21 protein-coding genes are annotated in these 24,210 nt (G+C 41.9%); 11 read left to right on the top strand and 10 right to left on the bottom strand.

All coding sequences use genetic code 11. The annotated features are described in order from the left end of the window. Window positions 1-2: 2 nt before the first annotated feature. Window positions 3-3,674, bottom strand: coding sequence for a tetratricopeptide repeat protein (locus EHS15_RS10680; RefSeq protein WP_135760562.1), 3,672 nt, complete (start codon window positions 3,672-3,674; stop codon window positions 3-5). Between the two features lie 144 nt (window positions 3,675-3,818). Between EHS15_RS10680 and EHS15_RS10675 the strand changes: the two genes are divergently transcribed. Continuing rightward, window positions 3,819-4,697, top strand: coding sequence for a glycogen-binding domain-containing protein (locus EHS15_RS10675; RefSeq protein WP_135760561.1), 879 nt, complete (start codon window positions 3,819-3,821; stop codon window positions 4,695-4,697). A 48-nt stretch (window positions 4,698-4,745) separates the two neighbouring features. Here EHS15_RS10675 and EHS15_RS10670 read toward each other — a convergent pair whose 3' ends face one another. Genes EHS15_RS10670 through EHS15_RS10640 form a run of 7 tightly spaced genes read right to left on the bottom strand, consistent with a single transcriptional unit; the run spans window position 4,746 to window position 10,607 of the window. Next, window positions 4,746-5,075: an ATP-dependent Clp protease adaptor ClpS gene (locus EHS15_RS10670; RefSeq protein ID WP_135760560.1), complete on the bottom strand. Its 330-nt coding sequence runs from the start codon at window positions 5,073-5,075 to the stop codon at window positions 4,746-4,748. 15 nt (window positions 5,076-5,090) lie between these two features. Then, on the bottom strand, window positions 5,091-6,056 hold the full coding sequence (locus EHS15_RS10665; protein WP_135760559.1) for a transketolase family protein: 966 nt from the start codon (window positions 6,054-6,056) through the stop codon (window positions 5,091-5,093). 3 nt (window positions 6,057-6,059) lie between these two features. Continuing rightward, window positions 6,060-7,226 (bottom strand): methionine adenosyltransferase, encoded by a 1,167-nt coding sequence (gene metK / locus EHS15_RS10660; RefSeq protein WP_135760558.1) that lies wholly within the window; start codon window positions 7,224-7,226, stop codon window positions 6,060-6,062. A 12-nt stretch (window positions 7,227-7,238) separates the two neighbouring features. Then, window positions 7,239-7,991 carry a lysophospholipid acyltransferase family protein gene (locus EHS15_RS10655; RefSeq protein ID WP_135760557.1) on the bottom strand — a complete coding sequence of 251 codons (753 nt, stop codon included), beginning with the start codon at window positions 7,989-7,991 and terminating at the stop codon, window positions 7,239-7,241. Window positions 7,992-7,995: 4 nt separating this feature from the next. Beyond that, the gene (locus EHS15_RS10650) at window positions 7,996-8,691 is read right to left on the bottom strand and encodes an NAD-dependent epimerase/dehydratase family protein (RefSeq protein ID WP_135760556.1); all 696 of its coding nucleotides are present in this window, start codon (window positions 8,689-8,691) and stop codon (window positions 7,996-7,998) included. A 43-nt stretch (window positions 8,692-8,734) separates the two neighbouring features. Continuing rightward, on the bottom strand, window positions 8,735-9,079 hold the full coding sequence (locus tag EHS15_RS10645; protein WP_135760555.1) for a PilZ domain-containing protein: 345 nt from the start codon (window positions 9,077-9,079) through the stop codon (window positions 8,735-8,737). Window positions 9,080-9,131: 52 nt separating this feature from the next. Beyond that, a complete protein-coding gene (locus EHS15_RS10640; protein WP_135760760.1) occupies window positions 9,132-10,607 on the bottom strand; it encodes an MBOAT family O-acyltransferase in 1,476 nt (491 codons plus the stop codon). A 123-nt stretch (window positions 10,608-10,730) separates the two neighbouring features. Between EHS15_RS10640 and EHS15_RS10635 the strand changes: the two genes are divergently transcribed. Next, window positions 10,731-11,231 (top strand): DUF3332 family protein, encoded by a 501-nt coding sequence (locus EHS15_RS10635; RefSeq protein WP_135760554.1) that lies wholly within the window; start codon window positions 10,731-10,733, stop codon window positions 11,229-11,231. 50 nt (window positions 11,232-11,281) lie between these two features. Beyond that, window positions 11,282-12,532 (top strand): hypothetical protein, encoded by a 1,251-nt coding sequence (locus EHS15_RS10630; RefSeq protein WP_135760553.1) that lies wholly within the window; start codon window positions 11,282-11,284, stop codon window positions 12,530-12,532. Between the two features lie 53 nt (window positions 12,533-12,585). Here EHS15_RS10630 and EHS15_RS10625 read toward each other — a convergent pair whose 3' ends face one another. Continuing rightward, window positions 12,586-12,942, bottom strand: a complete 357-nt coding sequence (locus EHS15_RS10625; RefSeq protein ID WP_135760552.1) for a single-stranded DNA-binding protein — start codon at window positions 12,940-12,942, stop codon at window positions 12,586-12,588. A gap of 173 nt (window positions 12,943-13,115) precedes the next feature. Between EHS15_RS10625 and EHS15_RS10620 the strand changes: the two genes are divergently transcribed. The 7 genes from EHS15_RS10620 (at window position 13,116) to EHS15_RS10590 (ending at window position 22,122) form a co-directional block, all read left to right on the top strand. Then, window positions 13,116-14,990, top strand: a complete 1,875-nt coding sequence (locus EHS15_RS10620; RefSeq protein WP_246052080.1) for a PAS domain-containing sensor histidine kinase — start codon at window positions 13,116-13,118, stop codon at window positions 14,988-14,990. After that, window positions 14,987-15,388 (top strand): response regulator, encoded by a 402-nt coding sequence (locus EHS15_RS10615; RefSeq protein ID WP_135760550.1) that lies wholly within the window; start codon window positions 14,987-14,989, stop codon window positions 15,386-15,388. The genes EHS15_RS10620 and EHS15_RS10615 overlap by 4 nt, the downstream gene beginning before the upstream one ends. Before the next feature lie 47 nt (window positions 15,389-15,435). Further along, window positions 15,436-16,986: an FMN-binding glutamate synthase family protein gene (locus EHS15_RS10610; RefSeq protein ID WP_135760549.1), complete on the top strand. Its 1,551-nt coding sequence runs from the start codon at window positions 15,436-15,438 to the stop codon at window positions 16,984-16,986. A 166-nt stretch (window positions 16,987-17,152) separates the two neighbouring features. Next, the gene (locus EHS15_RS10605) at window positions 17,153-19,267 is read left to right on the top strand and encodes an adenylate/guanylate cyclase domain-containing protein (RefSeq protein ID WP_135760548.1); all 2,115 of its coding nucleotides are present in this window, start codon (window positions 17,153-17,155) and stop codon (window positions 19,265-19,267) included. Window positions 19,268-19,466: 199 nt separating this feature from the next. Further along, window positions 19,467-20,300: an LA_0442/LA_0875 N-terminal domain-containing protein gene (locus EHS15_RS10600; protein WP_246052078.1), complete on the top strand. Its 834-nt coding sequence runs from the start codon at window positions 19,467-19,469 to the stop codon at window positions 20,298-20,300. 2 nt (window positions 20,301-20,302) lie between these two features. Beyond that, window positions 20,303-21,154 carry an Ig-like domain-containing domain gene (locus EHS15_RS10595; protein ID WP_135760547.1) on the top strand — a complete coding sequence of 284 codons (852 nt, stop codon included), beginning with the start codon at window positions 20,303-20,305 and terminating at the stop codon, window positions 21,152-21,154. A gap of 113 nt (window positions 21,155-21,267) precedes the next feature. After that, window positions 21,268-22,122 carry an Ig-like domain-containing domain gene (locus EHS15_RS10590; protein WP_167884211.1) on the top strand — a complete coding sequence of 285 codons (855 nt, stop codon included), beginning with the start codon at window positions 21,268-21,270 and terminating at the stop codon, window positions 22,120-22,122. 66 nt (window positions 22,123-22,188) lie between these two features. Here the strand turns inward: EHS15_RS10590 and eat are convergent, their stop codons facing one another. Next, window positions 22,189-23,514: an ethanolamine permease gene (gene eat / locus EHS15_RS10585; RefSeq protein ID WP_135760545.1), complete on the bottom strand. Its 1,326-nt coding sequence runs from the start codon at window positions 23,512-23,514 to the stop codon at window positions 22,189-22,191. A gap of 93 nt (window positions 23,515-23,607) precedes the next feature. On the opposite strand from eat, the gene EHS15_RS10580 reads away from it, so the two are divergent. Next, a complete protein-coding gene (locus tag EHS15_RS10580) occupies window positions 23,608-23,994 on the top strand; it encodes a hypothetical protein (protein ID WP_135760544.1) in 387 nt (128 codons plus the stop codon). The last annotated feature ends 216 nt before the right edge of the window (window positions 23,995-24,210 follow it).

Below are 24,210 nucleotides of genomic sequence, written 5' to 3'. Positions count from 1 at the left end.
AATTACTTTTTAATGTTTTTCATCTTATCCAGAGTAGGCGGGAGCCAATCTTCCAACAAAGGTTCCCTGTCTAGTCTGGTGCGAGCAAACACCAAATCTTTGTTCGATGTCGCAATCTCACTCACAGTTCCTATCTTACGAGCGGTTTCCATCGCCTTCCAGTAATATTTCAAAGCGTTGATGGTATCCTGCTTCTTCTCATATACGGCACCGATGTTGTTGTAAAGCGCTGTTAAGGTTTCAAATACTTCTCTGTGATCCGAGTTTTCGGAATCGGTTCTTCCCAACGTCTGCTCTTTCAATTCGTAATCGTCTTTGAGTTTGAGGTAATTTCCAAGAGCTGCATTGTATTGTCTCGTATAGTAAAAGGAATTTCCTTTGCCTAAAAGAAGAGTGGGGTTGTTATAAATATCTTCCTCCGGAAGTTCCGCCCAAAAATCAAGAGCTTGTGCAAACTCACCGTGAGTATAGTCGATCCATCCTAGGAAATAATAACATTCCCTTAGGATTTTAGGATCGTTTGCAATTCCTCTCTCCAAAGCTTTTTCGAACGATTCCCTTGCGGAATAAAGTCCGTTTCTTCTTTCCTTCTCTTCGAAAGATAAAGTCCCTAAACTTCTTTCAGGATATACTTTGCGGCCGGGAAATTCCCGTATATTGTCTGTTTTGTTGACGCCTGCGGATTCCAATAATTGGATTTTTCCCAGGTCGAAGGAAATCCTTCCAGGTCTTCCTTCCAAAAGAGTTTCGTCTTCATCTCGTTCACCGAGACGATCCTTATACAATTCGTAACGATTGTCGGATTCTCTCAGCAACTTCACCGCTTCGTCGTAATTTTCGACTTGGATGTAGTATTCGGCCATCAAAAGAACGGCAAGATAATGCCTTACGTCGTAAGTAGAGGAAAGTTCCAATTGTTTGAGAGCACGAGCCGCTTCCTCTTTTTTAAAGTAGTATCTTGCTCTTTGGTAATATCCTTCGGCGAATTTACTTCCGCCTTCTTTTCCATAGGCGATATTCAAAAGGTATTCTACGTTGTCGTCGATTTCCATTCCAGTTACTTGGTCTTCCGGATTGATATTGTATTTGATTCGAACTTCTTCCGAATCCAAATCGATGTAAAACGATGCAAGTTTCGCCAAAATAGGAAGAGATAATTCGTCTTCTATATTCAATGCGTTTCTCACCTGTCTGTGGTGATTTAGAACGAATTGAGGGTTGTTGTCCCTTTTCCACATTTCGATGTAAGTGGAAAGAATTCCGCCGTGACCGATGGGGTTTTTAGGATATTTTTCTATGATATCGTTATAATATTTAACTGCTGTTCCGAACTCTTGTTTGTTGTAGAATATCTTCGCAATTCCTGCGATCGCATCCACGTTGTTCGGATCGTTCGCATCCGTGAATACTCTTTTGAAATATTCGATCGCCAAATGATCGTTTTTATATTTTTTGCGGTTACTTCCGGGAGGAACGTCTATGAAATCTTTTCTATTGAAGGAATGAAATTTCCCCAAGCTGATGTAAGTTTGTACGTCATGGACATTGTATTTCAAACGAGAAGCTATATAGGCCCCCGCTTTAATCACCTTTCTAGGAACTTTGTCCTGAGAGGTCAGATAAAATGCGAGTTCGGACAAAGGTTTGCGGCCTGCAGTCTCGACTCCCGCATCGTTCCATTCCGTTTTTTTCGCAAAACTAATATTAGGAACTTCTTTTCTGTTTTCCCAAGCACGTTTGTGTTCCTTATCTTCCGGTTCGTAACCGAAATCGGGTTCCACCTTTCCGAAACATTTTTCGAATGCACGGTCATATTGTCCTGCTCTGGCATACGCAAGGCAATATTCGTTCAGATATTTTAAGTTATGCGGGAAGATTTCTTCCCCTTTTATGAAATAGTTTTCAGCATCGGCTAAAAGTTTTTTCTTTTCCAATGCATCCGTAGTATAACTATATTCTTCGATTTTTTCCAATCCGAGAGCATACTGCGCTTCCGCACGGAAAGGAACGATCACGTATTTATAAAGAGATACCAATCCTACAACCAGCAGAATGGCAGCTGCGGAGGAAATAAAAGTTCTGCGAATAAGTTCTCTTCTGCGAATCGCACCTTCTTTCGTATAGGCGTCTCTGCTCGCAATGATAGGAACTCCGTCGGGAGAGAACTTTCCACTGGAATCGCTGAGTTCGACTCTCTCACCTAACAATGCACCTAAGAAAGTAGCTATATCTTCCGGTTTCTGTTGTGCCTTGATGAGTTCGATCAGTTCTTTTTGATTTCGAACAGGAACTCTGTTGTTTACGATCGTATCAATGATCGTACGTCTTAGTTTAGGCGGATATTTTACTAATTCGCTTTGAATGACGGCGAGGTCTTCATCCTGCAAACCGTCTTCCAATCCTTCTTCGGGGCCTTCCTCCTCTTTTCCAAGAGACATGAGGTCGTCGTCGAAACCGCCTCCTCCGTCTCCGAAGTCCGTCGAAGACTCCATCGTGGAAATAGGCATATCGTCGATAGAAGGTGCAAAGTCGTCAAAGGAAGGTGCGTCATCCAAACCGGGAGGATCCATTCCTACGCCAAGGTCGCCGAAAGGATCATCAAATCCGTCCGAGGTGGATGTATTGGAAGTCGGTGTAGGGTCGTCGAATCCTCCGCCTAAGTCTCCGAAGTCGGCATCTCCTCCCGTGGTAGCAGGAGCTTCTAGGCCGCCAAACGGATCATCGTTTCCGAAAGAGGGTTCTGTTGTGGTACCTCCGCCAAGATCCGCAAATGGATCAGCGCCACCGATATCGTCGCCTCCTCCCAAATTGGCAAAAGGATCGTCTCCGGAAGGTTCCCCGGAAGATGGACCACCCAAGCCGCCGAACGGATCGTCTTCTCCGAAAGAAGGAGTATCGGTTGTGGTACCTCCGCCAAGATCCGCAAATGGATCTTCTCCGAAGGAAGGCTCCTCTGTAGGAGTGGAACCGAAATCAAAATTATCAGAACTATCCGGTTGAGAAGGAGTCAAATCCAAACCACCGAAAGGATCATCTCCTAGAGTTTCCTCGGACGCAGGGCTATCTAAGCCGCCGAACGGATCGTCCTCTCCGAAAGAAGGAGTATCGGTTGTGGTACCTCCGCCAAGATCCGCAAATGGATCCTCATCCGTGGCAGCAGGGGTCGTACCGAAATCATCGTCAAAACCGGGAACCGAATCGGAAGGTTCCGTTGTGGTATCTCCTCCCAAATCCGCAAATGGATCATCGGAGGCAGTAGTATCAAAATCATCTAATACAGGTTCTGTGGAAGGTGTGGTGTCGAAGTCGTCAAAATCACCACCGGAAGGAGTTTCTCGTTTTGTTTCTCCCTCATTCAATAATTCATCTAAGTCAATGTCATCATCCGCTTCCAAGTTGCGGAAAGGAGGCGGACCGGAATCGTCATCTGTGGTACCTCCGCCAAATACATCGTCATCCCCATCCGCACTGCCGCTATCGTCTCCGAAAGAATCGGGGCTTTCCTCTTCTTGCTGTGGTTGTTGGAACGGTTCCGTATAACCAAGCTTCTCACGCAGAATGCGCGCCATCGGATTCAAATCCTCCGATGTCTGAGGGTTTTTATTTAAGGCCGAAAGCAAACTTTCAATCTGCTGTATTTCTTCCGGATTTAGATTATCTTTCGGCTCGGGCATATATGAGGATGCGTTTCCTACTTAAATATCGGACTCTTCCAAAAATGGCAGAATTTTTTTTTATTATGTCAGATCCTTCCGAATAAAAAATCCTATCATCCCCTTTTCCTAAATCTGCCGAAAATGATAGAAGTGATCTTGAAAATGAAGCCAAAAAGACTGTATTTTGCTCTGCCACTCATTTTAATCTTTTCCACCTTGGGTCTTTTCGGGCAGGACGCCCTGGAATGGGTAGGAGGGTTTTCCTCCAGCGAACTTTCCCTGACCGATGAAACAGAAAACCAAGACACAGTCTATTATCTTTGGCAATTGGAAAGTTTGAAGAAGAATATCTCTCCCAGATACATTCGTTATTTGGATGTGGAATCTTACTTGGAGACGAACCGCCTTCTAAAAAGAGGAATCCTTTTCTCATACAATGGCCTCAGAGACGAATCTGTGGAAATTTGCGGCAACTTTTCCCATTGGGAATGCCTACCTATGAAAAGAAATAAATACGGAATCTATTATCTTGTGGTAGAGCCGAATTTAATCGCTCCCGATTATCAAGACGATCCGGTTTATGAATATAAGTTCAGAGTGAACGGACTGCTTACTTTTGATTCAGAGAACATCGATAAGGTGGAAGACGGATCAGGATCATTTTTATCCAGATTCATTTTAGAAAGAAAAGATACGAACCGCCAAATCACCACTACTGTTTTAGAAGATTCTAATTCCGAAGAAATAGATCTGCGTACGGTTCGGTTCCAAATGTATCTGCCGAATGCGGAAGTGGTCAGTCTAGTTGGAAATTTCAACGATTGGAACCCGGAACACGACTTTCTAAAAAAAGAAAGAAACGGGATTTTTTACTTAGAGAAAAAACTTCTACCTGGTGAATATCATTATCAGTTCATTGTGGATGGAGATTTTCAAATCGACACTTATAATCCTACCACGAACGTAAAAGTCGATACGAACGAATCCGTTTCAAGTATTGTTGTGCCTACTAGAGAATTGGCATTGGAAAAGAAAGATTAAAGTCGAATTCACAACTAGGTCGGAGAGAAATCGAAAATTTAAAGAAATCTAATGTTCTAAAGTAGCAGTCATGGATCCTTTGGAACTTGTCATTCTGGGATCCGGGCCGAAGTCGGAAATTCTTTCCTGCACAAATTCGGCATGTTCCAATTCTCCAATAAACACGATTGTTTTCTTTTTCGTATCCACTTCAATCGCATGTTGGAACGCTTTTTCCCAAGTGATCTGGCAGACTTCCATCAACATTTCGATCACATAATCGTACGTATGATGGTCGTCGTCCCAAAGTACGACTTTCCAGGGGCCGCCCGAGTCCTTTACGGACAGTTCGACCTCTTCCAAAGTTCCCGGTTGAGCGGTATTTGCGAATACAGTCATCCGGAAACCTCCAGATTATTTTTTCTTTTTTGCGATGGCTTGTTCAGCGTGAGAAACTACATCTTTGGCACGAAGTCCGAAATAATCCATTAGACCGCCCCAAGTTCCCGACTTTCCGAAAGTATCTTTCATTCCCACTTTTAAAACAGGAACAGGATATTCCTCGGATAAAAACTCGGAAACTGCAGAACCCAAACCGCCGACTACGTTATGTTCTTCGGCAGTCACAACGGCACCGCATTCTTTTGCTTTGGCGAGGATTGTTTCCTTATCGATCGGCTTGATGGTTGCCATATTCAAAAGAGTAGCGGAAATTCCTTTCGCTTTCAACTCTTCTACAGCAATCATTGCCTCGGAAACCATCACACCGCAAGCGATGATACAGACGTCTTTTCCTTCGGAAAGAACTTCCGCTTTTCCGATTTGAAATTTATAATTTTCTCTTTGGATCAGAGGGATCGCAGGACGCCCCACTCTTACATAAACAGGGCCTTTGTAGGCTGCGATTTCATGAATGACTTGTTTGGTTTCGTTAAAATCGGCAGGACAAATCACAGTCATCTCAGGGATGACTCTCATAATTGCAAAATCTTCAATACATTGGTGAGATGCACCGTCTTCTCCTACGGTGATTCCTCCGTGAGATGCTACTAATTTCACATTGAGTTTAGGATACACTACGCTGTTACGAACCACTTCCCAGGCACGGCCGGAAAGAAACATAGCAAAAGAAGAAGCGAAAGGAACAAACCCGGAAAGAGAAAGACCGGCCGCATGACCAACTAAGTTTTGTTCGGCGACACCCACATTAAAGAAACGTTCCGGGAATTTCTTTTTGAAATCGGCGGTTTTGGTGGAACCGGAAAGATCCGCATCCAAAACCACTATATCCTGCCTAAGAGCACCTAACTCGGCTAATGCTTCGCCGTAGGCATCACGAGTTGCTTTTTTGTCTGAAGTAGATTGGCTAGGTGCTCCCATTCCTTATCCTTTTTTTAAAGCTTCTGCTTTGTCAGTTTTTTCCCAAGTAAATGTAGAACCTGTTCTACCGAAGTGACCGTAAGCTGCGGTCTCTTGGTATTTTCTTCCTTTTCCGAGAAGATCCAAAGTATCTACGATGCCTTTAGGAGTGAGTTTAAAAGTAGCTTTTACTCTTTTTGCGATTTCTTCTTCAGGGATGGTTCCCGTTCCGAAAGTATCCACAAGTACGGAAACAGGTTCCGCAACACCGATCGCATAAGCAAGCTGCACTTCACATTTATGAGCAAGACCTGCAGCAACCACGTTTTTCGCAATATAACGACCGATATACGCCGCAGAACGATCTACTTTAGAAGGATCTTTTCCGGAGAAAGCTCCTCCACCATGACGACCCATTCCACCGTAAGTATCTACGATGATTTTTCTTCCTGTTAAGCCGGTATCTCCGTGAGGACCACCGATCTCGAATTTACCAGTAGGATTGATGAAATAACGAGGATTTCCCAATAAATCGGCAGGAATTACTTTTTTAATACATTCTTCGATGACTGCTTCTTCGATTTGTTTATGAGTCAGTCCGGGAGCGTGTTGTGTAGAAATGACTACGGTATCTACCTTCTTAGGTTTTCCGTTTTCGTATTGGATGGTCACCTGAGATTTCGCATCAGGACGAAGCCAGCCGATCTTTTTGGAATGGCGAAGTTCTGCAAGATGTTCCAAAAGTTTATGAGAATAGAAAATAGGAGCAGGCATGTGCTCAGGAGTTTCCGCAATCGCAAAACCGAACATAAGACCTTGGTCCCCTGCTCCTTGTTCCGTATGAAGACCTTCTCCTTCATTTACACCTTGTGCGATGTCAGGAGATTGACTGTGAACATGGGAAGAAACAACCGCATAATCCGCATCAAAGTATAGATTGATGTCGTTGTATCCGATTTTACGAATCACTTCTCTGGCAACTTCGGAAGTGTCTACTTTTCCTTTACTTGTGATCTCACCTGCAATTACAACAAGGTTTGTGGTAACTAGAGTTTCACAAGCTACTCTGGATTTAGGATCTTGGGCAAGAAAAGCATCTAGGATGGCATCGGAAATTTGATCGCAGACTTTGTCTGGGTGTCCCTCGGAAACCGATTCGGACGTAAATATAAAATTCTGTTGAGAGGACATGTTTTTTTTACCTTACTTCGCTAAACTTTTCATTTCAAGCTGACTGTCAATAGAATTGTTCGGGTGTTTCTTCCGAACCAAATCTTCCAATTCTTTGGCATTTTGCTTCATCAAATCTTCCAATTTTTTGGACCATTCATCGATCCCGGATTCATCCAAACCCTTAGGCACAAAGAACGGTTCCCCGTATGAGATATAAAGATTGGCTCCGAATTTAGGGAAAAAATGACGGTCCCAACTTTTGAACTGCCAAAAACGGTCGTACTGAGAATGAAGATATAGAATAGGAAAGCCAGTGAGGGAAGCAGTGGCAATCACTCCCGGTTTCACTTCATGTCGAGGGCCTTTGGGACCATCCACCGTGAAAATAGGAACTCCTCCCGCTTTCATTTCCTTTAGAATGGCACGGAAAGCTCCAGTTCCTCCTCTTGTGGAAGAACCACGCACCGTTTTCAAATTAGAGCGAGCAAATGTTTGGTGGATGATCTCCCCGTCTTTGGACTGTGACACCAATGCAAACATAGGAGCTTTCTTTTTCTTTTGCAGATACCCTGTAGCATGTCTGTATAAAGAAAGAGTGGTTTCGTGAAAAACGGCGATGATAAAATTCCCACCCTGATCTATGAACTTTTGAGCGGCTTCCGGGATTTTTACATCCCTGTTCCTAACGAACAAATACCACACTACTACAATTAGGTGAACAATATAACTGAGAAAAATGTATTTGGTTTTGCTGTATGGTTTTTGAGGGGCCGAACTTGCCATTCGATTATTTCCCTTGTCCGAAATCCTGAAGCATGTCGGATTCGAAAATTTCCAAAGTGGATTCGGGTTTTTCCGTGAGATTTCCCCATCGAACCAAAGCTTTTAACAAAGACATAGCGACCAGGTCCGCACGAATCGGTTGATATCTTTTGAGTCCGAAAAGAGGAAATGGAAATAAAAAGCTGAGAAATTCTCCCACTTTCTCCCCCAATCTAAGTTCTTCCCTTTCGCCCAGAAGAAGAGAAGGTCTAAAAATTCCCAAATAAGGAAAACCGAGAGAAATCAAATCCCTTTCCGTTTCTCCTTTCACACGATTATAAAAAATTTTGGAATCGGGATCGGAACCGATGGCAGTTACGATCAAAAATGCTTTTACCCCGGCCGCCTTCGCAGCCTTAGCAACAAACAAAGGATATTCGTAATCGATTTCACGAAACTTTTCCTGAGAGCCTGCTTTAGAGATAGTAGTTCCCAAACAACATACGACTGCATCGATGGAATCGGGAAAAGGAATTGCACCGTCCTTCAAAGCTTCCCAAGATACGTTTTGTACTTCGATGGGGTCTCGATTCAAAGGGACTTTGCTGACCCTTGCCCAAACGATCAGTTTGGAGATTTCGGAATAAAAAGGAAGTGATTTCAATACGTGAGATCCGACAAGACCGGTTCCGCCCAATAACAAGACTCTGAATTCTTTCACAATATTCCTCTGATTATATTTAATTTAGGTAAGGTGGATAAAATCAAATTTCAAGACTTCTGGCGAGCAAGGAATCGCTCAAATTAAGTTTTTCGGTAAATTGGATCCCTGCCAGGAAATATTTGACACCACGAATAACGGCCGTTTGTGTCCAAACGATTTTCCCTTCGAAGAAGATACGTTTGGTTCCCCTCGCCCAAAGGATAGTTCCTAAGACCACATTCTGAAGTTCGTCGGACAGAAGATCGTCTTCCCCCAGATAACAAAGCCCTTCTTCGGAGATATTTCCTAATTTTCCGGACAAAGTGACCCCGTCCAAATCCAAGTGAACTTCAAAATCCCTAAATTCCCTTGGGGAGATACGAGGCAGTCTTCGTTCACTATCCATGTGGAAACATTGTAAAAGAGACTGATTTTGTGAAAACGAAAAAAGACCCTCTTTAGAATTGGAAGTAGATAAACGGAATGGAATTTTCAGGGGTCAATAGACAAAAAAGCAGGGTAAGGATCGGATAAATAGAAAATTCTAATTTAGCCGGAACATCCTTCCATTTGCCTCTTTCAAAAATCCAATATCCTAATATATGTCCTGTGCTTAATAACACGACAATCCAAGCGAAATCTTTCCACATATACGGCCGGATGATTCCATCCTGAGTGAAAAACAAACCGTGGATGTGCGTCCAAGCACTGTCCCAAGTTACGGATCTGAAAAAAATTCCTCCCACAATGAATGCGGCTGTGTTGGAAAAGTTTTTAAATGTCCAAAGAAGACCGGATCCCAGTCTTGACCCAAAACTTTTCTGTTCGGAACCATCCGCTTTTTTCTTAGGAAAATAGTCGTTCCAAATCTCTTCGATCACATAAAGAATACCGTTGATAAATCCCCAAAACACAAACGTCCATTTGGCTCCGTGCCAAACCCCACTCACGAACATAGTGAACCAAAGATTGAATTTTCGACGAGCAGAAGTTACACGACTTCCTCCCATAGGAATGTAAATGTAATCTCTGAGCCAGGAGTTCAAAGTCATATGCCAACGTCTCCAAAACCCGGAAACGGAAGTGGCCAAAAAAGGAAGATTGAAGTTGTCCGGAAGTTTATAACCCAAAAGAAGAGCACTTCCGATCGCCATATCCGAATAACCGCTGAAGTCGAGATATACTTGCGCCGCAGCTAAAGTGGCACCGATCCAAAGAGCAGCAGTATGATACATAGCAGGATCGGCATAAATCGTATCGATCGTCGGTGCGATTTGATCCGACAAAATCGCTTTCTTAAAATAACCTAACAGAAAGAAACGAATTGCTACTCGGAAAGGAATGTCCGAAAACTTTTTTTCCTCGTACAATTGAGGAACGAATGTTTTTGCGGTGACGATAGGACCGGCAACCAACTGAGGGAAAAAACTCACGAATAACGAGAATTTAATGAAGTCCCTTTCCGCAGGAATTTCCTTTCGATACACATCAATCGTATAGCTGAGAGACTGAAACGTAAAAAAGGAAATACCCGCAGGCAGGATGATGTCCAAAATCGGAAGCGCTTCTTCTCCGAAGAGAGGAATCGAAACCGCATTCGTTGACTCCGCTAAGAAGTTATAATATTTAAAGAATCCTAAAATACAGACAAGATTCGTGATCAAACTGAAATTCAAAAGAAACAGACGGTGCGTTCGATTTTCCGTTTCCACCAATTTCATTCCCACATAATAATCGATAAAGGTGGAAGTGAGGATGAGAGCCCCGAACCGATAGTCCCAGGACATGTAGAAATAATAACTGGCGATGAGCAGAAAGATATGCAAAATGCGAGTTTCTTTGCTCTTATCTGCGAAAACCGCAGGAAAGAGGTACCACACGCTCAAAAAAACGATCAAAAAGAAGACAAAGTATTCGAAATCGGAGAAGATCACCTGAGATTTTTCCTCAACACTCAATACCTCCAGAAAAAAGATCTACGTCAATCATTTCGGCTTGATCCGAAGCTTTGTCTCACGTAAGATTCAACGAGAAACCAAACTATTTTAGAGGTAAAAATGAAAAAATGGATCACCCTCATCGGCATCCTTATGCTTTCTTTCGGATCTTTTGCAAACTGCTTCGGTAAATTCGGACTCGTAAAGACGGTTTACGGCATACATGCCAACCTTCCTTCCGGTTCTGCCTTTCTTCCCAAATTCATCCGCACCATTCTGATGTATTTTCCATTCAGCTGGGCGTATGGAATTGCGACTTTTTTGGATCTAGTTCTATTCAACCTTGTTGAATTCTGGACAAATTCGAACCCGATCGCAGCTGCTGAATTTGATTTCGACGGTAAATTGGTAAAAGAATTCCAAGAAAACGGAGAATCTCTCAAACTCACTTACTCTCAGTGGGGAAAAGAATTGATGATCGAAGCGGACGGAAAAAACGGAAAAGACACTTTCTATGCATTCTCCGACAAACCGGGAAAACTCTTCCGCAAACAAAATGGAAATTTAACGGAACTTGTAGAGGCAGAAGGCCCTGTTCTTCCCGTTCTTTCCACTTATTAAATCCAAAAGACCCCTCATCGGAGGGGTTTCCTATTGCCGATACTAAATATATGAGACAATTCCTCACCTATCTATCCTTCGCCCTATTTTTATTTTCGGGCTGCAAAACTATTGTCTATAAGGTTCCTTCCGAACAAATTAACTTAAATTTGGTGAAAATGATCACCGCTGCGGAAGCTGCCAAAGAACTTCAATCGGAATCTCAAGAAGAAGGTACTACAAAAACCAACTTGTCCGGAGAACCTTGGGTGAATGTGGAATATTCCGAAAACAATAAACCTTTCATCCGTTTGGAGCTGTTTTTCAAAGACTCCGGTCTCAACATCATCGAAGAGATCAAAAAAGGTACTATCGTAGAACATAGAATTGTCGTAAAAAATCATAAGGGAGAAACCATTTCCGCACAGCCGGTCAACTTTCAAGCTTACGAAGTGACGGAAACAAAAATCGAAAAAATCAGAAACAAAGTAGTGATCGGGGAAACTCAAGAAAAGTTTAAACTCAGCGATTTAGGAAAAGAAAGTAAATCGTTTAAAGAAAGCGAACCTAGAAGGTATTCGGACGACTCCCCTGTTCCTCAAGCATTGGAATTGGATCCTAAAAAAGTTCCGATCGCAGGAGAATACGTAAACATCTATTTGGAAATTACATACGTGAATCCCTTTTTGGAAGGAATTTGCGATGTGGATAACAAAGACTGCGAACAGGATAAAACGATCATCTTTCGAAACATTGCGGAACGAAACAGAATCGAATTGGAATCTCTTCGAGGAAGTTACGAAGAAGGAAATTTCCAAAAGTTCAAAACGATGACCCCCGAGGAAATCGCTCTCGAAAAAAAGATCATCAAAGATAAAATCTACGCACTGAACAATTCATTAAACACAAGTTTACCGAAAGAATCTTCTCATGCGAAATACAATCGTTCGTTTCCTTATATGAGTTTCGCTCCGGTTACCTTAAAAGAAACAACTGTCACCTTCAACGGATCCCCCGAAAGAGAAGTCACAGGAACAATCTCCTCCGCGTATGTGGATCAAACCCATAATTACGATGGAAACAAATACTTCTATAGAGAATGGAATCTAGTTTCTACACCTCGTTTTTTCAAAATACAATCCGTAGTCAAAAACGGAAAATCAGTAGCGGAAGAATCCGCAAAAGAAGAGAAAAAACAACTGCAGACTCTTCCTAAAGAAGATTCTGAATTAAAAAAGGAATCTTCCTCGGACGAACCGAACCACATATTCGATTCTCCCAATACGACCAAACGTAAAAAAAAGACGATATACACTCCTTAAAACACAAACCCGGCGCACAAAACTTGTGACGCCGGTGCAATCTCTTACAATCGCTAGGCGGCTTTTGCCTCTCTTCTTCTCTGACTGTCGAATCTCACCGTGGTTGCAATCACTTTCACCTTGGATCTGCTCTCTCCCTCATTCGTTTTCCAACGGTTCTGTTTGAGATTTCCCATCACAGTGACCTTACTTCCCTTTTTCAGATATTCGAAACAGTTTTCTCCCAATTTTTCCCAAGCTTCCACTTCGAAAAAGGACACATCGTCCGCTCCTTTTTCTTCTCCTTGAGGATTGGTATTATGATTCACAGCGACAGTGAAACCTGTTACGGATTTTCCTGTTCCCGTTTTTTTCTGATCAGGATCTTGGGTTAAGTTCCCATCCAAAATGATGTAAGAAAGATTCTTCATAATTTGTCCTTTAAACGTTTTTAGGCGAATCGCCTATCATAGACTGATGAAAAACTTTAGCAGTTTGGTCCCTTTTTTTGATAAAATGATGAAATTTATTTCGATTCGTTCGCCCTTTTCCTTTTGGAAAGAATAGACAAACTTGATTTGTCCGTTAAGATATGGGTAAGCTCGTGCTCTTACCCGAACCAGAAATCAATCGCCTTCTTACATCGATTAGTAGAGAATTGGTGTGTTTGCATTCCAGTGAAGGTCTTTATCTTTATGTAAGTCCGTCTTCGGAAAAAATCATAGGTTATAAACCGGAAGAATTGTTGGGAAAAAATCCTTACGATTTTTTTCATCCTGAAGATAGAGTGAAGGTTCGCCTTTCTTCTCATCATCCTCTCTTGGAAGGAGAAACGAATCTTATCTCCGAATATCGATTTCTTCATAAAAACGGAAATTATATCTGGTTGCAAACGGTGAGTGCTCTCATCCAAGATCAATCCGTAACTAAGATACACACTTCCTCCATCGATATCAGTTCCCAAATCGAATTCAGAGAAACATTTTTACAAAATGAGAGACTTCTCAGAGAGATGAGCAACTTGGCCAATGTAGGTGGATGGGAATTCGATACTACTTTGATGAAATCCACTTGGACCGATCTGGTATTTCAAATTCATGATTTAGATCCTCCTAATATTCCGAAAGACTTAGATACCAGTCTTTCTTATTATCCTGCTCCAGGTGATTCGATCTTACGCCAAAAGATGTGGGATGTTTTCGAAAAAGGAATTCCTTTCGATCTTACTTTGCCTTTTATCTCCGCCAAAAAGAAATCGAAGTGGGTTCGTTTGATTGCAAATCCTGAAATCGTAAACGGCAAAGCGATACGAGTGTATGGGGCGATCTACGATGTCACAGAGCAGACGAATGCAGAACATCGTTTGGAGATATCGGAGAAAAAATTCAGAGACGCTTTCCATTTTTCCGCAGTAGGAGTCGTTCTCACCTCTACGGACGGCAAGTTTTTAGAAGTTAATTCCGCATTTTGCAGGTTCATAGGCTATTCCCAAGAGGAACTTTTAGGCAAAGAAATTTCGTCTATAAGTTTTGAAGGAGACCTTACTTTGAACCATAGACTGAGAGATCAGGTTCTGGAAGGAAAATCCGATTTCTTCGAAATGGAAAAAAGATACATTCATAAAGACGGAAGAATTCTTTGGGGACATTTATCCGGCACATTGGTGCGAGATGAAAAAGGGCATCCCATCCACTTCGTTTCTCAAATATTCGACATCGACTCTCGTAAAAAAACGGAATTGAAACTTCTTCAAACAAATGAGAAACTAACTACAGTTACAAATTCGCTTACGAATCAAAACAAACAACTTCAATCTTACAATCAAATCGTATCCCATAATCTACGTTCTCCCGTTAGCAATCTGCGCACTCTTTTGAATCTGATGGATGAAACGGAAGACGAAGAAGAAAAAAAAGAATACAATATCCATCTTCATAAGGTAACAGAAAATTTAGAATCAACCTTGGAAGATTTAATCACCGCTCTCAAAATCCAACAAAGCCAAGAGAATCAACCTCAGTCTTTGGATCTGCAGGACAGTTTGGAAAGAGTGAAAAAACTGATGATGGGAGAGATTACGAATCTAAAAGCGGACATTCGTTCCGACTTCGCTCCCGCTCCTGAAATTTATTTCCCGAAAATGTATTTGGAAAGTATTCTTCTGAATTTACTCAGCAATTCCCTGAAATATTCCAAGCCAGATATCAAACCGCAAGTGCAGATCCATTCTTTTCCCGTAGGGAATCAAATCACTATCAGTTTTTCCGACAACGGTTTGGGAATCGATTTGGAAAGATACGGGAAACATTTGTTCCAATTGAGAAAAACGTTCCATAGGCATATCTCCGGTAGAGGACTCGGTTTGTTTTTAACGAAATACCAACTTGAATCCGTAGGGGGACAAATCGAGGTACGATCCGAGCCGGGATTAGGATCTACCTTTTTACTTCATTTTCCTAAAAAGGTAACCCAAGAATGAATCCAATTAAAATCTGCCTGATTGATGATGATAAAATCTATCAATTCACAACGCAAAAAATCATCGCCAATGCGAATTTAGCCAAAGACATACTGATATTCTCTGACGGAGAAGAGGCATATAAATTCTTCGAAAACGCAAAAACAAAACCTGAATCCCTGCCGGATGTTGTCTTTCTCGATATCAATATGCCTTATATGGACGGATGGCAGTTTTTGGAAGAGTATGCGAAGATCGAAAAGGAGATTATGAAACCGATTCGCATTTATCTGGTGAGTTCTTCCGTGGATGAGGCAGATACGAAAAGGGCTTCCGAGAATCCACTGTTATCCGGTTATATCTTCAAACCTTTTACGAAAGAAAAACTTATGCAAGCGACATCCTTTTTACAATCTTAGCTTGTCATTTTGTTTCTATCCTACGATACTTTGCCCTGGAAGGTATTATGGATCAACTCGTAAACTGGATTTCAATTCACCCTTGGACAAGTGCAGGAATCTCCGTATTCACATTCTTTTTTGTAGTTTTTGTTAGAGACGTAACTCAAAAAAAGCACACCATTCAGAGAAACTTTCCCATCGTAGGCCATCTTCGTTATTTTCTGGAGATGATCGGACCGGAACTCAGACAATACTGGGTAGCAAACGACAAAGAAGAAAAACCTTTCGATCGAACAGAAAGAAGCTGGATCTATGCTACAGCAAAAGGCCAAAACAATAACTTCGGATTCGGAACCACCGAGATTCAATACGAGCCCGGTTATCCCATCATCAAACACAAAGCATTTCCTTTTCCCGAATCCAAAGCATACATAGTAGGGAAAGATCCGTCCTGCATCCCTAGTTTGAAAGTAATAGGAGCTTGGAGAAAAAGAAAATATCCCTATCGTCCCTATTCCATCGTGAATATTTCCGCAATGTCATTCGGTTCTTTGGGAAAAAATGCTGTGATGGCTCTCAATAAAGGTGCTAGAGATTCAGGCGCCTATCACAATACAGGTGAAGGTGGACTTTCTCATTACCATCTGCAAGGTGCGGACATCATGTGGCAGATAGGAACCGGTTATTTCGGAGCAAGAGACGAAGCAGGGAGATTTAACTTAGAAAAGGCGAAAGAAAAAGTAAAAAATAACAAACAAATCCGACTGATCGAAATCAAACTTTCCCAAGGCGCCAAACCGGGAAAAGGTGGGATTCTTCCCGGTGCGAAAGTCAATGCGGAGATTGCGAAGATCCGGCATGTGGAAATAGGTAAGGATTGTATCTCTCCGAACGCACATTCCGAATTCAGCACAGTACAAGAATTAGTCGATTTCATAGAAAGAGTCGCGGATGCTACAGGGCTTCCCGTAGGAATCAAAAGTGCGGTAGGTGAAATCGGTTTTTGGGAAGAACTGGTCAAAGTTATAGAAACTACCGGCAAAGGTCCCGATTTTATCACCATCGACGGAGGAGAAGGAGGAACAGGTGCGGCTCCTTTGACTTATGCGGATCACGTTTCTCTTCCCTTTAAGATCGGATTCCAAAGAGTGTACACTTTGTTCCAAAAACACAATCTTTCTCAGAATATAGTATGGATCGGCTCCGGCAAATTAGGTTTTCCCGATAGAGCCGTCGTTGCCATCGCGATGGGATGCGATTTGATTCATATCGCCAGAGAAGCAATGCTCGCCATCGGATGCATCCAAGCGCAAAAATGCCATACGGATCATTGTCCCGCAGGAGTTGCCACTCAGAATTGGTGGCTGCAAAGAGGTGTGGATCCTGATCTGAAAGGAAAACGTGCGGCAAAATACATCCAAGGATTTCGAAAGGAACTTCTTTCCTTGGCTCATTCCTGCGGATACGAGCACCCTCTTCAATTCAACGGTTTCGATATAGAGATCAGTATGGGAATGAATCGTTACCAGCCTTTGGAAGATTTACTGGGATACAAAAGAGATCCGGTTCATTTCACCAAATTCCAGGACTATACGGACTTTCCGACCAGGGATTAGAAACACTTCGATTGTATGAGGCAAGGCGGATTCTTTAGAGTGAGATGAGGTAGGTACCACAGCTTATGTCTCATTCTAAAATAGAATCGAAAGTATTTTTCATTTTTACCTTATATTTTTCACTTTTGGATTTTACCCATTCGTCTACTAATAGGTGAAGGTGCAGATGCGTCCGATTTTCCTTTGCCTACTATTGATTTTTACATTCTCCTGCCTCCCTGAAACCAGGAAGGTTAAGGCAGAAATTCAAAATGGCATTTTAGATTTAACCAATCATTCATTTCAAACAGCCCCCTTTCTTTCTTTGGAAGGAGACTGGTTTTTCTTCTGGGAAAAAACTCCTCTCACCATTCAAAAGACGGATACACCTGGACTCATCTCTCTACCTACTCATTGGAATAAAAGAGAAGAAAACGGAATGGTTCTTTCCGGACAAGGATATGCCACCTTCCGATTGAAACTCATCCTTCCTAAAGAAGGGTTTTCTTTTCCACTTGCGGTTCTTGTAGGAGAACAAGATACATCTCATGCCGTTTTTGTTTCCGGAAAGTATTTAGGCGGTTCGGGAATTCCGAACACGAATCGGGAAAATACGATCTCACAGGTCAGGTCTTCTCTTGTGATTCTTCCTACGGAAGGAAAATCGGAAATCGAACTGGATGTAATGATCGCCAACTTCTCACATAGAAAAGGAGGGCCTTGGAACGATATCATACTGGCTCCGTACACGGAAGCGCAAAACCACCTAACAAACAGAAAAATGAACGAAACCATTTTGGCATCTATTCTTGGTTTTGTGGCGATTTTTTTTCTCATTTTCTATTTCTTCGACAAAGATGTGACTCATACTCTGGGGATCTTCGCCTTCTCCTTTATTGTGTTGCTACGAAACGTTTCCACAGGAGAAAGAATTTTATTGGATTGGATTCCTTTGGACTATCAAATCATTCTTAGGATCGAATACCTTTCCTGGTTCTGGTCGGCGCCTGTTCTCTATCATTATTTTCATTCCGTCTTTCCTCAGGATTTTTCCCAAAGGATCGGAAACATATTCTATTCGGTTTCTGCCGTTCTCACATTAGCATTGTTAGCACCTTCCGTATATTTCACGGAACTTGCCTCAGTATATCCTTTCGTTTTCATCGGCAACGGATGTTTCATTCTTTATTACTTGATCAAAAGTTATAGAAACAAAAGATCCGAATCCAAAACCTTACTTTTGGGAATGGGGCTTTTGTTATTAGGAGCCTTCAATGACAGTCTGCACGCAGAAGCGATCATTCACACAACTTATATAGGTCCGCTTACTGTTGTTTGTTTCGTATTTTTACAAGTATTCACTTTCGGAAAATCCTTCCGCAAAAACCTATCTCATACGAAAGAACTGGCGGACAGTCTCATCGCACTGAACAGTTCTTACAGTCGCTTTGTTCCTAAAGAGTTTTTGAATTATCTTGGAAAAAAAGATATTTTAGAAATCGATTTAGGACAGCAAATTCAGAAAAAAATGACGGTTCTGTTCGCAGATATTCGTTCCTTTACTGAATTTTCGGAAACATTGACTCCGAAAGAAAACTTCGATTTTTTAAATTCCTATCTGCAGAGAGTGGGTCCGATCATACGCCACAACGGCGGATTTATCGATAAATTCATAGGCGATGCCATCATGGCACTTTTCCCGGACAGTCCGAACGATGCCATTCGAGCGGCTGTGCAGATGCAGAGCGAAATCAGACTTTATAACACTCATCGTGCGAACTGTGATTATAGACCCATCCAAGTAGGAATCGGAATTCATACGGGAAATCTGATTTTAGGGATTTTAGGAGAACATGAAAGGATGGAAGGAACAGTGATTTCGGATGCGGTCAATCTTGCTTCCCGCATCGAAGGAATCACAAAAATGTTCGGAGCTGAAATCGTGATCAGTGCGGATACATTTATTGAAGCTACGGACGAATTGGGTTACGATTACAGACTTCTCGACAAGGTTTCCGTAAAAGGAAAAGCGGATTCCGTTTTCGTAGTCGAAGTGTTAGATGGTTATGATCCAGAAAAAAAGGAAAAGATCGTCAAACTCAAAGAAGATTATGTACTGGCGTTAGATGCTTACAGAAGACAAGACTACGAAGCTGCCTTGGATGGTTTCATTCAATTGGTAGATGCTTGTCCGGAGGATAATGTTTCGAAAATCTTTGTGAATATTTGTACATCTCTAGCGGAATCCGCCAAGTATGCGGATAAACAGGAAGATTCCCAAACTTCGGCTAATTCAACGTAAGCGGATGTATCCTTCGATTTTAATTATATAATAGAATATAAATTCGATCTCAAATCCCTCATTTCCATGAATCCCTAAAAGAGGGGAGATGACCTATCCCCTTTTCTCAGTTTTTAAAAAAAACGATCTTTTCTTCTTTTCAATTTAGGATTTCTACTTATAGTTTGGAATATCCTTTTCCGAATGAATCAAAAACTATATGAAAAATCAGATCAAAATTCTTTCTCTCTTATTATGCCTCTTCCTTAGTTTTCCTTTATTAGCAGTACATACAATTCTATTAAAGAAAGGAAAAACAATCAAAGGCCAAGTCACCAACCAAAACTTGGAAACCGTAGAAATCACCAGCACTGACGGGAAACATCTGGTGATCCCCAAAAAATCGGTATTAAAAATTCTTTATAAGGATCTTGCGGAAGCGGACGAAGTGAAAATTCGCAAAGAAGAAGAAAACAAAAGAGAAACAGAACGAGCCAAACTTTTGGAAGCCCGCAAACAAGAGCTTGCTGTTTTAAAAGAAACGGAACGAGCAAAAGAAGACGAACTTAAAAACAAAGAAAAAACTTCCTCAGTCGGACAAGGTTCTTCCTCACTTAGATCTTCCTTTTTACTTGCCTCCCCGGAAGCAGGCAGGCCAGTCGTACTCGCTAGTTTTGGGGACAAATGCCAGCCTCATTCCGAATATCCAGAATACTTTTGGTTGTTCGGAGCGTTTCGATTCAAAGAACCTCCTCTTTCTTCGGTTTTACCGAAAGAAAACCATCCTGTTCGCATTTCTCAAGTCTCCACTTGGTCCGACATCGCCATCACACTCCTCGGTGGATTTTTGGTTACGGTCACACGTAAAACTTTAGTTGTGGAAGTGTGCGAAGGATCGGGGCTTCGTTTGTTATCAGAGAAAGAGCTGTCCACTCTCAAAGAAGAGGCGATTTCCGAAATAAAAAATAAACACGAGTTAGATGCCTTGGAAGAAAAGGTGGATCTCGAGCTTTTAGAAAAAGATTTGGAAGAGCTGGACAAAAAAGGAAGATAACCATGAAAACGAATGTAACCTCAACTAGCTTTTCGGTATCCAAACGAATCAAAGTAGCAACGGTTTGGTGTGCATTGTCGTTTCTTCTTGGTAATTGTTATTTCAATCCTGCCGTAAATTCTTTGTTGGATCCCAAAGAGGCTGAGAAAAATTCTCCTGCTTCCTTTTTGGCATTGGCTGCAGGAGGAGGATCGGGGCCATCCCTTGCGACTGCTCTCATTGCAGGGCAGCTAAAAGACGCAAGTGATAATGGAATTGCAGGAGCCAGTTTAGATGTGAGCGGAACGAATAGTTCCACCAGAGAAATGTTTATTGTTTCTACTTCCGTAAAAACCGATTCCTTAGGAAAATTCGTTCTTTTCTTACGCAGCGGGAATACTTCCTTCCAGGTAACAGATTCTAACGGAAATCCATTGGGAGGCTTTACTTTGAGTGTTGCTGACAACAATCAATCCGCCACATTCCAGTCAGATGCATCTGCTACATTTACAGTCACTCTGATTTCCGTGATTCCAAGTGAAGGAATTACCACAACAGGTGGCGGCGGGGGAGATACTACACCTCCCACACTCGTGTCTTCGAATCCTGCAAACGGCTCCAACACTCATCTTCATTATGATCCGATCACTTTAACTTTCAGCGAAGATATCACATCCGCAAATATCAATTCTGCCATTAGCTTTACTCCGGTTATCTCGTTTTCCGCAAGTATATCCGGTTCCGTAGTGACGATCAATGCAACCATGAGCAGTAAACAAGCTTATACAATTGATATTAATAGCGGGATTACAGATCTAGCGGGAAATCCATTGTCTCCGACAACTGTGAATTTCATTACAACTATGCCGCCATAAGACATATTTCATTGAATTTATTAGATAGAGAATGCTGTTCTTATAAAATTATTTCTAGTATTGTTGCTCTTTACTTGCTAGCTTTATCAACAGTGTCAATGAGGATGATTCACATGAAAACTATAGTGACCAAACAAAAATCATTTTATAAATTTCTAATACTACTCACATACATCTTCTTCACTTCTAATTGTTATCTCAATCCGGTCGTTAATTCCATCGTAAGCCCGGAGGAAACAAAAGAAAACAATTCCGGATTAGTTCTTTTTGCTGGTCTTTCCGGAGGAAACAACGTTGCTACTCTGCAAGTCACAGGGATCTTAAAAAACTCCTCCGGTGTTCCCATTGAAAATGCGAATATCTATTTAGGACCTATTTTTTCCTCTTCCGTTAAAGACACTCCCGTTTCCACAACAGCTACTACCAATAGTGCAGGAATATTCTTAATTAAATTAATCCCTGGAATCGTTCCCATCTCAGTGACCGATGCAAGCGGAAATTTTCTGGGAGGATTCACTTTAACTGTAACTCCTACTTCCGCTACGCAAGAAACACCTTCTTCTTCTCAGTTTTCAGTAAGTTCATTAGCCGTTTATAACATTAACGATTCGATTAGTTTAGAAACTGCACCCGTCGGCTTTACGATTCTCAGTACAAACCCTGCGGACGGAGCGACCGGGGTACCCATCGCAGGGAACCTGACTTTCTCCATCGACTATGTATTCAGTAAACCGGTAAATGTATCCACACTCACTGCTTCAAATGTAAGCTTCATGTTAGGAGCTTCGCAAGCAGCAAAGACAGTAACTGTATCCGGCTCCGGTACGAACATCACTTTGATCTTCGGAGGAGGAAACATCTATGGCAATTATAGTTATTTAATCACTCCTACTACTGGTGTGAAAGATATGGAAGGGAACTCTTTAACAGAGAAGCAAATCACAATCACTACAGGTATGCCGCTTTAGAAAATCGGATTCATACTTTCACGGCATTTTCATGTATAAGAAAGTATGATTGCATCTTTGTGCGAATCACTTCTTCCTCTTGCTTTGCAACATATACCCCGCAGAGAACAGAATAAGCCCGCAAAACACAATAAAAGCGACAAGTAAATTACTGTAGATCACCGAAATCAAGGCAACTGCGCTCAAAACCAAAGCTACGATCGCCAAACTTGGATAAAATGGAGCAGTATAAGGTCTGATGCGATTCGGCTCTTTTTTTCTTAGCACAAAAAAAGACAACATACTCACAACATACATACCGCAGGCGCCCAAAGCACTGGCTGTGATCAATTCGGAAGTGTTTCCTATGGACAAAGCGACTAGACCGATCAACGCTCCGAAAATAACGGATCGATTCGGAACATGGGTTTTTGAATTGAGCTTACTCAAAAACTTTGGAAGAAAATTTTCCTTAGACAAGGCATAGATCAAACGAGAATATCCCAAAATGATTCCGAACAAAGAAGCAATCAGACCGAAAAGCCCGATAAATGTGAAAATTTTCGCGATATAAGAGTCACTGCCATATAACTTTGTTAAAACGAAAGACAAAGGGTAATCCAATTGAGAGATTTCTTCAGGTGAGGCAACTCCTACTGTTCCTATAAAAACGGAAGAAGCCAGAAAAATCAAAGTGCCTATACCTGCTGCGTATCCTCTGGGAATGTCTTTTTTAGGATCTTTCACTTCCTCCGCAGCCATTGCGACTCCTTCTACTGCAAGAAAGAACCAGATCGCAAAAGGAATGGATTGAAAGAAGGAAGGAAAAGAGAACTTGGAAAGACGAGAGACATCTGGAATCGATGCAAAGGAAAAATGAGGCAAAATGGAACCCAAATAAAGTAACAACCCGCAGATCGCAGTAATTGTGACGAACAATTCGAATCTGGCGGTTTGTTTCACACCGAACAAATTGAACGCCACTAGTAATCCGAAAAATCCGTAAGAAGCATAAACATCGGGTATGTAAGGAAATAGAAAATGGAAATATCCACCTAACGCAGAAGCTATGGCAGGAGGTGCCAATACGAATTCCACTAAAACTAAAAATCCGCAAATAAAACCTCCCCAGCCTCCAAACGCTTGGTTCGCATAAGCGGAAGGCCCGCCGGAATGAGGAATGCTTGCCGCAAGTTCGGTGAAACAAAGCGCAAAGCAGATATAGAAGATTGCGATGAGAAAGACAGCTACTGCGAACTCCCAAAACCCCGCAACGGACAGACCGAAATTCCATCCGAAATAATCTCCTGAAATCACGAGTCCGACTGCGATTCCCCAAAGATGGAGAGGGCCTAATGTTTTATGAAGACCGGAAGAAGAAGTTTCTGGGGAAGAAGGATTAGAATCTGACACTGGGGCACCTGAAACAAAAGTCGAATCAGACGAAACAAGAAGCAAAAACTTTTTTACTTTACGGAAACGAATGTTAAGTTAAAAATTCCTCTCATGAAAAAACATATATTGCGCATCTTGGGCTTCGGACTGATCGTTTGGATCATTCCGATGATCGTATCTATGGGATTTTATTCCCCGGAAGGCAAACTGACGGGAGACCTTTTTCTTTTTAAGACGGTGATGATTTTGGTGGGGAACACAACAGGATGTTTTTTGTTATTCCGTTTGGCAAAACTCAAACCGGAATCTCCTAAAACGTTTTTCACATATACGGGACTCATCTGGTTTCTACAAAACATAGGGCTGGATCTTTTGATTTTAATTCCTATGTCCGGGATGAGCGTCCCTGCTTATTTCGTACAAATCGGACTCAGATATTTGGTAATGATCATCATCGGGGCGACTGTAGGATACAGCATCCAAGCCCAACGGGAATGAAAGGCAAAAGGGTGAAAAGAAATGAATTTTTTTAGAGGAATTTAGCCTTTCGATATACGAATCACGATATTTCTGTTAAGCGGGAGAGAGGAGATGCCCACGAGCCACTCCCCTCCACCCTAACTCGGGCGGGGGATTTTGGAGTTCCTACCAAAAAACGGACATTAAAAAGCTCCTTTTTAGGAGACAAAAATGTCGAAGAAAATCAAATATTAT

It is taken from the genome of Leptospira idonii, from assembly GCF_004770995.1.
Taxonomy (GTDB): Bacteria; Spirochaetota; Leptospiria; order Leptospirales; family Leptospiraceae; genus Leptospira_A; species Leptospira_A idonii.
This window is presented reverse-complemented; position numbering and strand designations above follow the sequence as displayed.

Bases quoted from the DNA above. Each gene is read 5' to 3' on its own strand.
- EHS15_RS10590 (WP_167884211.1), top strand. From the start codon at position 21,268: ATGAAAACTATAGTGACCAAACAAAAATCATTTTATAAATTTCTAATA.
- EHS15_RS10605 (WP_135760548.1), top strand. From the start codon at position 17,153: ATGCGTCCGATTTTCCTTTGCCTACTATTGATTTTTACATTCTCCTGC.
- EHS15_RS10680 (WP_135760562.1), bottom strand. From the start codon at position 3,674: ATGCCCGAGCCGAAAGATAATCTAAATCCGGAAGAAATACAGCAGATT.
- EHS15_RS10665 (WP_135760559.1), bottom strand. From the start codon at position 6,056: ATGGGAGCACCTAGCCAATCTACTTCAGACAAAAAAGCAACTCGTGAT.
- EHS15_RS10670 (WP_135760560.1), bottom strand. From the start codon at position 5,075: ATGACTGTATTCGCAAATACCGCTCAACCGGGAACTTTGGAAGAGGTC.
- EHS15_RS10625 (WP_135760552.1), bottom strand. From the start codon at position 12,942: ATGAAGAATCTTTCTTACATCATTTTGGATGGGAACTTAACCCAAGAT.
- EHS15_RS10635 (WP_135760554.1), top strand. From the start codon at position 10,731: ATGAAAAAATGGATCACCCTCATCGGCATCCTTATGCTTTCTTTCGGA.
- EHS15_RS10610 (WP_135760549.1), top strand. From the start codon at position 15,436: ATGGATCAACTCGTAAACTGGATTTCAATTCACCCTTGGACAAGTGCA.
- EHS15_RS10675 (WP_135760561.1), top strand. From the start codon at position 3,819: ATGAAGCCAAAAAGACTGTATTTTGCTCTGCCACTCATTTTAATCTTT.
- EHS15_RS10645 (WP_135760555.1), bottom strand. From the start codon at position 9,079: ATGGATAGTGAACGAAGACTGCCTCGTATCTCCCCAAGGGAATTTAGG.
- EHS15_RS10655 (WP_135760557.1), bottom strand. From the start codon at position 7,991: ATGGCAAGTTCGGCCCCTCAAAAACCATACAGCAAAACCAAATACATT.
- EHS15_RS10615 (WP_135760550.1), top strand. From the start codon at position 14,987: ATGAATCCAATTAAAATCTGCCTGATTGATGATGATAAAATCTATCAA.
- metK (WP_135760558.1), bottom strand. From the start codon at position 7,226: ATGTCCTCTCAACAGAATTTTATATTTACGTCCGAATCGGTTTCCGAG.
- EHS15_RS10630 (WP_135760553.1), top strand. From the start codon at position 11,282: ATGAGACAATTCCTCACCTATCTATCCTTCGCCCTATTTTTATTTTCG.
- EHS15_RS10595 (WP_135760547.1), top strand. From the start codon at position 20,303: ATGAAAACGAATGTAACCTCAACTAGCTTTTCGGTATCCAAACGAATC.
- EHS15_RS10580 (WP_135760544.1), top strand. From the start codon at position 23,608: ATGAAAAAACATATATTGCGCATCTTGGGCTTCGGACTGATCGTTTGG.
- EHS15_RS10600 (WP_246052078.1), top strand. From the start codon at position 19,467: ATGAAAAATCAGATCAAAATTCTTTCTCTCTTATTATGCCTCTTCCTT.